We start from the raw sequence: 8,670 nt of genomic DNA, 5'->3' as shown, positions 1-8,670 counted from the left end.
AACGACATTTTGATGCCGACGTTGACCGCCAGTTCGTGGCAGGCGCGGGCGAAGGATTCTACGCCTTCTGCCGGTGTGCTGCATGGCAGGCCTAAGGTACGGGCGATTTCCTGATATTTCAGGTCGGCTTTGTAGTAGTTGTACTTCGGCCAAGTGGCGGTTTTCTGCGGACGCGTGCCGTTGTAGCGGATGACGTGCGGCAGCAGGATGGCGTTGGCACGACCGTGCGGAACATGATATTTGCCACCGATTTTGTGTGCCATCGAGTGGTTGATGCCTAAGAACGCATTGGCAAACGCCATGCCTGCGATGGTGGAGGCATTGTGCATATGCTCGCGCGCTTCAGGATCGGCCGCACCGTGTTTGTAGGAGCGTTCGAGATATTGGAACACGAGCTTAATGGCTTGCAGGGCGAGGCCGTCTGTAAAGTCGTTCGCCAGTACGGAAACGTATGCTTCTACGGCGTGGGTCAGTACGTCCAAACCGGTATCGGCGGTTACACCTGCCGGAACTGTCATGGTAAAAGCAGGATCGACAATCGAAATGGTCGGTGTCAGTGAGTAGTCGGCAATCGGATATTTTTTGTCGCCGTCGCTGATGACGGTAAACGGCGTCACTTCGGAGCCTGTACCCGACGTGGTAGGAATGCCGATAAATTTGGCTTTGCGGCCCAATTCAGGGAAACGGAATGCGCGTTTGCGGATGTCCATGAATTTTTGCACCAAGTCTTCAAAATCGACTTGCGGCTGCTCGTAGAAGAGCCACATGGCTTTGGCCGCGTCCATCGGCGAGCCGCCGCCCAGCGCAATAATGGTGTCCGGCTGGAAGCTGCGCATCAAATCCGTGCCTTTATAGACGGTTTGGACGCTCGGATCGGCTTCAACGTCAGTAAACAGCTGGATGGTCACTTTGTTTTTGCGTTGATGCAGTTGATGGGTGATTTTATCGACAAAGCCCAGGTCAACCATCGAACGGTCGGTCACAATCATGACTTTTTCGCAGTCTTTCATGTCTTGCAGATATTGGATGGAATCGCGTTCAAAATAGATTTTGGCGGGCACTTTGAACCATTGCATGTTGTTTCTCCGACGGCCTACTTTTTTGATGTTTAACAGATTGACTGCGCTGACGTTGCCGCCGACGGCGTTTTTACCGTAAGAGCCGCAACCGAGGGTCAGAGAAGGCAGGAAGGCATTGTACACGTCGCCGATGCCGCCGAAGGTGGAAGGCGAATTCCAAATCACGCGCAGCGCTTTGACGCGGGAGCCGAACGTTTTGACCAATTCTTCGTCGGCGGTATGGATGGCGGCGGAGTGTCCCAAGCCGTCAAAGGCGACCATTTCTTCGGCGAACTTCAAACCTTGTTCGGTCGAATCCGCCTTAATCATGGCCAAAACAGGCGAAAGTTTCTCGCGGGTCAGCGGCTCGTTCGGGCCGACTTCGCGGCATTCGGCGATGATGATGTTGGTTTTTTCAGGTACCTTAAACCCAGCCTGCTCGGCAATCCATGCCGCCGGTTTGCCCACTACCGCAGAATTGAGTTTCGCCCCGCCGCAGCTGGCGCAATTCGCCGTTACGCCGAAGATAAACTCTTCGAGCATGGCTTTTTCTTTTTTGTTGGCGAAGTACACGCCGTAGGATTTGAACTCTTCGGCCAACTCTTTGTAAATCTCTTTATCGGCAATCACCGCTTGCTCGCTGGCGCACACCATGCCGTTATCGAAAGATTTCGACATCACAATATCGTGCGCCACCTGTTTGATGTCCGCCGTTTTTTCAACATAAGCAGGTACGTTGCCCGCCCCGACGCCGAGCGCAGGTTTGCCGCAAGAATACGCCGCTTCCACCATCGCATTGCCGCCGGTCGCCAAAATCGTTGCCACGCCCGGATGCTTCATCAGCGCGGAAGTGCCTTCCATAGACGGTTTTTCAATCCACTGGATACAGTTTTCCGGCGCGCCGGCCGCAATTGCCGCATCGCGCACAATACGCGCGGCATGGGCGGAACACTGTTGGGCGGACGGGTGGAACGAGAAAATAATCGGATTGCGGGTTTTCAGCGCAATCAGGGATTTGAAAATGGTGGTGGAAGTCGGATTGGTCGTCGGCACAATACCGCAAACCACGCCGACCGGATCGGCGATTTCGGTAATACTGGTTACATCGTTTTCGCTGATGACGCCCACGGTTTTCAAATCGCGCAGGCGGCGCACGACGTTTTCGCAGGCAAACAGGTTTTTCGTCGCCTTATCCTCAAACACGCCGCGTCCCGTTTCTTCGACCGCGTGCATGGCGAGTACACCATGTTTGTCCAGCGCGGCGATAGAGGCTTTGGCAACAATAAAGTCAATCTGCTCCTGATCTAGCTTAAGAAACTCGTCCAATGCCCGTAAACCCTTGTCAACCAGGCTGTTTACCTCGGCTACGGCTGGGCTGACGACGTTGTCGGCTGATGCGTTCATGGTGTATCTCCTTAATAAAAGGTGGCAATAAGGTCAATAAATTTTCACTACGATAACTATAGGTAATTTAGTTACATTTTGCTTTGACCTAAATCACAAACCATGATTGAACTTTTCAGACGGCCATTTTATCGTTTATTCATTTTAATTCTTTGAAGTATAATATTTTTATCTATACGAAAACAAAGACGGTTATTCTTCGTCGCTTTCCTCAGTAATTAAGATAAAAACAGAAAATTGATGTATTAAAATTACAGACGCAAATAAAAAGGCCGTCTGAAAATATTTTTTCAGACGGCCTTTTTTGCTTTGCCTTTTATTGGCTGATGTCTTCCAGCGTACGGCCTTTGGTTTCTTCACCCAATACCAAGATTACCGCCACAATCAGCAGCATAACCAGGGCAAACATCATAAAGATATTGCCGAAGCCGCCGCTATTGCCTACCATCGCCGCTACTACCATGGGGGCGAGTATGCCGCCGATACGGCCGATGGCGCCTGCCCAGCCGGATGCGAAGGCACGGAAGCGCAAGGGGTAGAGTTCGGGGGTGTAGGTGTACAAAACGCCCCATGCGCCCAAGTTGAAGAAGGACATCAGGCTACCCCAAACCATGACTTCGGCCGCAGTGGTGCTTTGCCCGAAAAACCATGCGCACACGGCGCAAGCGGCCAGGAAGCCTGCCAGCGTTGCTTTGCGGCCGATTCTCTCCACCAAAGCCGCGGCAGCTATATAGCCGGGCAGTTGCGCAACAATCATCACCAACACATATTCAAAGGTTTTGACCACGGTATTGCCCTGCTCGACCAGCAGTTTGGGCAACCAAGTAAAAATGCCGTAATACGAAAACACGATGCCGAACCAAACCAGCCACAGCATCAGCGTGCGCCGTGCAAACGGATGTTGCCAAAGTTGGAAGAAGCGGATGCGTTCACGCGGGGCGGCCGGTGCGGCAACGGCTTCTATCGGAGGCGTTATGCCCGATTGAATTTCCAGCGCGGATACTAAATGGTGCGCTTCGTTGGTTTTGCCGCGGGAAAGCAGGTAAGGCACGGATTCGGGAACGAATTTCAACACCAACGGCACATAAAACAGGGGCAAGGCGCCAAATAAAAACGCGCTGTGCCAGCCGGTCTGCGGAATAAAGAAATAAGACACCAGCGCGGCTGAGAGCCAGCCCAAGCCCCAAAAGCTTTCCAGCAAAACAATAAAACGGCCGCGTACTTTCGGCGGCGCATATTCGCTGACCAGCGACACGGCGACGGGCAGTTGACCTCCCAAGCCGACGCCGACAAAAAAGCGGCACACCAGCAAAACCGTCAAATCAGGCGCAAGCGCGCACAAACCTGTGGCAATGCTGTACACCACCATCGTGCCGGCAAAAACGGTTTTCCGTCCGAACCTGTCCGCCAGCCAGCCGCTAAATACCGCGCCCAAAGCCATGCCGACAAAGGCAATGCTGACAATCCAGCCTAACTGCGCCGGAGCCAACGCCCAATCTTTGCCCAAAGCAGGCAATACAAACGACACCAAGCCTGTATCCATGGCATCAACAGCCAACCTATGCCGACCAAGACCAGAAGTTTGTAATGAAATCGGGAAGGCGGCAGATTGTGCAGCCGTGTCAGAATATCCATAGTTTCTTTCCTTTGTTTGCGTATTATTGAATTGGGTTTTATCAATAAATGCTTTAATTTCAGTAACAAACCTAAAACCAAGACATTGTATCGATTTTAACATTGGTACCATATGCAAAGAATAGGAAGCGCGTGTTTTTTAGATATTTTTATCGCCAGAACCGCACGCCCTATTAAAACTCTGAATAAGGGTTAACGGCAGGCCGTCTGAAACCGATGCTCCGGGTTTCAGACGGCCTGCCGTTTTTTGCAAAGGCTTCATGCTTGGGTTATGATGTTTATTTGTAATATGTAAACAGATGATTGCCTGTTTTTACATAACAGGCCGTCTGAAACAACGGAGAACGATATGAATGCGGTTGTAATTGCGGTCATCATCATGCTTGTGCTGTCTTTATCGCGCGTGCATGTGGTGCTCAGCTTGGCTGTCGGCGCGTTTGTCGGCGGCTTGGTGGCCGGTATGCCTTTGGAAAATGTAACCAACGCGGCCGGCGATGTGGTGCAGCAAGGGATTATTCCTGTTTTTAACGAAGGTCTGAAAGGCGGGGCGCAAATCGCGCTGTCTTATGCCATGCTCGGCGCGTTTGCCATGGCCATCACGCATTCCGGCCTGCCGCAACAGCTCGCCGGCGTGATTATCCGCAAACTCAACGGCGGTGAAGGCAATGCGAAAGGCGAAGGCGCGGTCAAATGGCTGCTGCTGGCGATTATTTTGTGCATGGGCGTGATGAGCCAAAACGTTGTGCCGATTCATATCGCGTTTATCCCGATGATTATTCCGCCGCTGCTGTTGGTATTCAACCGTTTGAAACTCGACCGCCGCTTGGTGGCCTGCGTGATTACGTTTGGTTTGGTAACGACTTATATGTTTCTGCCTTACGGTTTTGGCGCCATCTTCTTGAACGACATCATGTTGGGCAATATCCGCTCGGCAGGCATGGACACCAGCGGCATCAATGTGATGCATGCAATGGCGATTCCGGCTTTGGGCATGGTGTCCGGCTTGCTGCTGGCCTTTTTGCACTACCGCAAGCCGCGCATTTATCAAAACAATACCACTGACACGGAAGACAACCGCGCAGCAGTGCAACAACAAGAGCCTTCAACCTATCGCAGCTTGGTGGCGGCCGTGGCGATTGCCGTGTGTTTTGCCATTCAGCTTTCGTACGATGGTTCGCTGGTATTGGGCGCGATGTTGGGCTTTGCCGTGTTTATGATGTTGGGCGTGATGAACCGCTCCGCCGCCAGCGATGTGTTCGGCGAAGGCATCAAAATGATGGCGATGGTCGGCTTTATTATGATTGCGGCGCAAGGTTTTGCCGCCGTCATGAACGCGACCGGCGAGATTCAGCCTTTGGTCGAACACAGCATGGCTTTGTTCGGAAGCAATAAAGGCATGGCCGCCTTTACCATGCTGTTTGTCGGCCTGCTGGTAACCATGGGCATCGGCTCGTCTTTCTCCACCTTGCCGATTATTACCGCGATTTATGTGCCTTTGTGCATCAGCTTGGGCTTCTCCCCAATGGCTACCGTGGCCATCGTCGGCACGGCAGGCGCGCTGGGCGATGCGGGTTCCCCCGCTTCCGACTCGACACTCGGTCCGACCATGGGTTTGAATGCCGACGGTCAGCACGACCACATCCGCGATTCGGTTATCCCGACCTTTATCCACTACAATATCCCGCTGATGGTTGCAGGCTGGATTGCCGCGATGGTGCTGTAATATGAGCGATATTCAGGAATTGGAACACCGCGTCACCGAGCTGGAAATTCAGACGGCCTTGCAGGAAGATTTAATCGGCAGCCTGAACGACACCATCGCCAAGATGCAACAGGCTTTGGATTTGCAACAAGGTCAGTTGCGGCTTCTGTATCAACGGATGCAGGACAAAGGCGCAAACGGCGAACGCGAACCGTACAGCCTGCGCGACGAGATTCCGCCGCATTATTGATAAACTAAAAAAGGGCATGTTTGATACATGCCCTTTTCTTTCATAGCAAAGGCCGTCTGAAAGTCAATCAAGCTTTCAGACGGCCTTTTAAACAATCAAACCTTACAAACAAGCCAATTCGTTGGCCATTTGCTGCTCGACGGTTTCACGTTGGCGGATAAGTTTGTATCCGCTGCCGTCAACCAATACTTCCGCCGCACGGTTGCGCGTGTTGTAGTTACTCGCCATGCTTGAGCCATACGCACCGGCGCTGCGGATAAGCAGCAAATCCCCTTCTTCGCAGGCGATGGTGCGGTCTTTGCCGAGAAAGTCGCCGGTTTCGCAAATCGGGCCAACGATATTGGCCGTCAAAGGCTCAATGTCTTTGGTTTCGACCGCTTCGATGTGATGATAGGCATCATAAAGCGCCGGACGCATCAAATCGTTCATCGCCGCATCGACCATCACAAAGTTTTTCTCTTCGCCATGTTTTACGAATTCGACTCGCGTCAATAACGCGCCTGCATTGCCAACCAAACTACGACCTGGCTCGAGGACCAGTTTCAGACGGCGTGTGCCGATCAGTTTTTGAACGGCTTGGGCATACGCGCCCAAATCAGGCACATTTTCGTCTTGGTAAACAATGCCGACACCGCCGCCCAAGTCCAAGTGTTCCAACACAATGCCTTCGTCTGCCAGTTGGTCGACCAAGGCCAAAATACGTTCGCAGGCTTCGATGAGCGGGCTGAGGTCGGTCAGTTGCGAGCCGATATGGCAGTCGATACCGACAATTTTCAAATGGCTTTGTAGGGAAACATGACGATAGGCCTCAAGCGCATCGGCATAGGCAATACCAAATTTATTGGCTTTCAAACCGGTGGAGATATAAGGATGAGTTTTGGCATCGACATCAGGATTGACGCGCAGGGAGACCGGAGCGACTTTCCCCAAACGCGCGGCAACCTTTTGAATACGGTCGATTTCGGGAATGCTCTCCATATTAAAGCATTTCACGCCGGCATTCAGCGCAAATTCAATTTCTGCCTCACTCTTGCCCACACCGGAAAAAATCGTTTTCGCCGCATCGCCGCCGGCCGCCAAAACGCGCGCCAACTCGCCGCCGGACACAATGTCAAAACCGCTCCCCAAAGAAGCAAAGTGTTTGATGATGTTCAGGTTGCCATTCGCTTTAACCGCGTAGCAGACAAGCGGATTTAAAGCGGAAAACGCGGTTTGGTAGTTTTCAAATGCCTCGGTCAGCGCAGATTTGCTGTACACATAAAGCGGCGTACCAAACTCTTCGGCAAGGTGTGTATAAGGGAGTTGTTCGCAGAATAAGGTCATGTTTGTGAATCTTTTTTAGTCGTTGGTTTGAGTGGTCGGTTCTTTGGCCGTATCGAATTTCAAGCCAGTCTGAATCACGCCGAAGCGCGCCTTGTCGCCTTCTTTGGGCAGGTAGAGGTCGCCTTTGTAGCCGCAGGCAGAAAGCAGCAGAGCCGTTGCCGCTGCAAAAAATACGCCGTATTTCATCAGTAAAACTTTCTTCATCATTACGAATGTGGCAAGATTCGGTATCTTAAACAAAAACCACACAAAAAGCCATGATGACCGAAAGCGAATTCATCCGCATGAGCGAAGAATTGTTCGAACACATCGAAGACCAAATCGACGAAAACGGCTGGGATTTCGACTGCCAGTTTGCCGGAAACGTACTGACCATCGAAGCCGAAGACGGCACGCAAATCATCGTCAACCGCCACACGCCCAACCAAGAATTGTGGATTGCCGCCAAAAGCGGCGGCTACCATTTCGCCGAGCAAAACGGCAAATGGCTGGCAACGCGTGACGGACGGGATTTCTACGACGTTTTAAACGAAGCCCTGAGCGCGGCTTCGGGCGAAGCAATTGAGATTGCGGAATTGTGATTCAGTCTTCAAATATCCCTAACTAAAAATCTATTTACCTCAAAGGATACCCAAATGCCCCTACTAGATAGTTTCAAAGTCGACCACACCCGTATGCACGCCCCTGCCGTACGCGTGGCAAAAACCATGACCACGCCCAAAGGCGACACTATTACCGTGTTTGACCTGCGTTTCTGCATTCCCAACAAAGAAATCCTGCCTGAAAAAGGCATTCACACGCTGGAGCACCTGTTCGCAGGCTTTATGCGCGACCACTTAAACGGCAACGGCGTCGAAATCATCGACATTTCCCCGATGGGCTGCCGTACCGGTTTCTACATGAGCCTCATCGGTACGCCCGACGAGCAAAAAGTAGCCGACGCATGGCTCGCTTCAATGCAGGATGTTTTGACCGTTCAAGACCAAAGCAAAATCCCCGAGCTGAACGAATACCAATGCGGTACTTACCTGATGCACTCGCTTGCCGAAGCACACGAAATCGCCCAAAACGTTTTGGCACGCAAAGTCGCCGTCAATAAAAACGAAGAGCTGACATTGGACGAAAGCCTGTTGAACGCTTAATCCGCCATGACAGCAAAGGCCGTCTGAAACTTTATATGACAAGTTTCAGACGGCCTAAGACCTTTTATTCCAATTTTCAACCTTTCAGCCACAGTTTTACACCGCCTAAAAATAAGTTGGCGGATGCTGACAGTGTACATAGTATAATTACACTTT

General features: G+C 51.8%; 8 protein-coding genes. 4 read left to right on the top strand and 4 right to left on the bottom strand.

Features of this window, described 5'->3' with window-relative positions; all coding sequences use genetic code 11:
• Together adhE and ACTHUM_RS10100 are read right to left on the bottom strand one after the other, a co-directional pair.
• Window positions 1-2,462: bifunctional acetaldehyde-CoA/alcohol dehydrogenase (gene adhE, locus ACTHUM_RS10105; RefSeq protein ID WP_440402844.1), on the bottom strand; the 2,462-nt coding region annotated here is incomplete at its 3' end.
• Between the two features lie 316 nt (window positions 2,463-2,778).
• The gene (locus ACTHUM_RS10100; RefSeq protein ID WP_440361231.1) at window positions 2,779-4,200 is read right to left on the bottom strand and encodes an MFS transporter; all 1,422 of its coding nucleotides are present in this window, start codon (window positions 4,198-4,200) and stop codon (window positions 2,779-2,781) included.
• A 246-nt stretch (window positions 4,201-4,446) separates the two neighbouring features.
• Here ACTHUM_RS10100 and ACTHUM_RS10095 point away from each other — a divergent pair, with 246 nt between their 5' ends.
• Together ACTHUM_RS10095 and ACTHUM_RS10090 are read left to right on the top strand one after the other, a co-directional pair.
• Window positions 4,447-5,820: a Na+/H+ antiporter family protein gene (locus ACTHUM_RS10095; RefSeq protein WP_049335972.1), complete on the top strand. Its 1,374-nt coding sequence runs from the start codon at window positions 4,447-4,449 to the stop codon at window positions 5,818-5,820.
• Between the two features lies 1 nt (window position 5,821).
• Window positions 5,822-6,049 (top strand): SlyX family protein, encoded by a 228-nt coding sequence (locus tag ACTHUM_RS10090; RefSeq protein WP_004518924.1) that lies wholly within the window; start codon window positions 5,822-5,824, stop codon window positions 6,047-6,049.
• A gap of 102 nt (window positions 6,050-6,151) precedes the next feature.
• Here ACTHUM_RS10090 and lysA read toward each other — a convergent pair whose 3' ends face one another.
• Entirely contained in the window at window positions 6,152-7,372 is a 1,221-nt protein-coding gene (gene lysA / locus ACTHUM_RS10085) for a diaminopimelate decarboxylase (protein ID WP_004518925.1), read from the bottom strand.
• 15 nt (window positions 7,373-7,387) lie between these two features.
• Window positions 7,388-7,579 carry an LPS translocon maturation chaperone LptM gene (gene lptM / locus ACTHUM_RS10080; RefSeq protein WP_003684659.1) on the bottom strand — a complete coding sequence of 64 codons (192 nt, stop codon included), beginning with the start codon at window positions 7,577-7,579 and terminating at the stop codon, window positions 7,388-7,390.
• Window positions 7,580-7,629: 50 nt separating this feature from the next.
• Between lptM and cyaY the strand changes: the two genes are divergently transcribed.
• Window positions 7,630-7,953, top strand: coding sequence for an iron donor protein CyaY (cyaY, locus tag ACTHUM_RS10075; protein WP_004518927.1), 324 nt, complete (start codon window positions 7,630-7,632; stop codon window positions 7,951-7,953).
• A gap of 54 nt (window positions 7,954-8,007) precedes the next feature.
• Entirely contained in the window at window positions 8,008-8,514 is a 507-nt protein-coding gene (gene luxS / locus ACTHUM_RS10070; protein WP_004518928.1) for an S-ribosylhomocysteine lyase, read from the top strand.
• Window positions 8,515-8,670 lie beyond the last annotated feature (156 nt).

The organism is Neisseria sp. P0021.S006, assembly GCF_051956895.1.
Note: the sequence above shows the minus strand (reverse complement) of the source record. Positions and strands in the feature narration are given on the sequence as shown.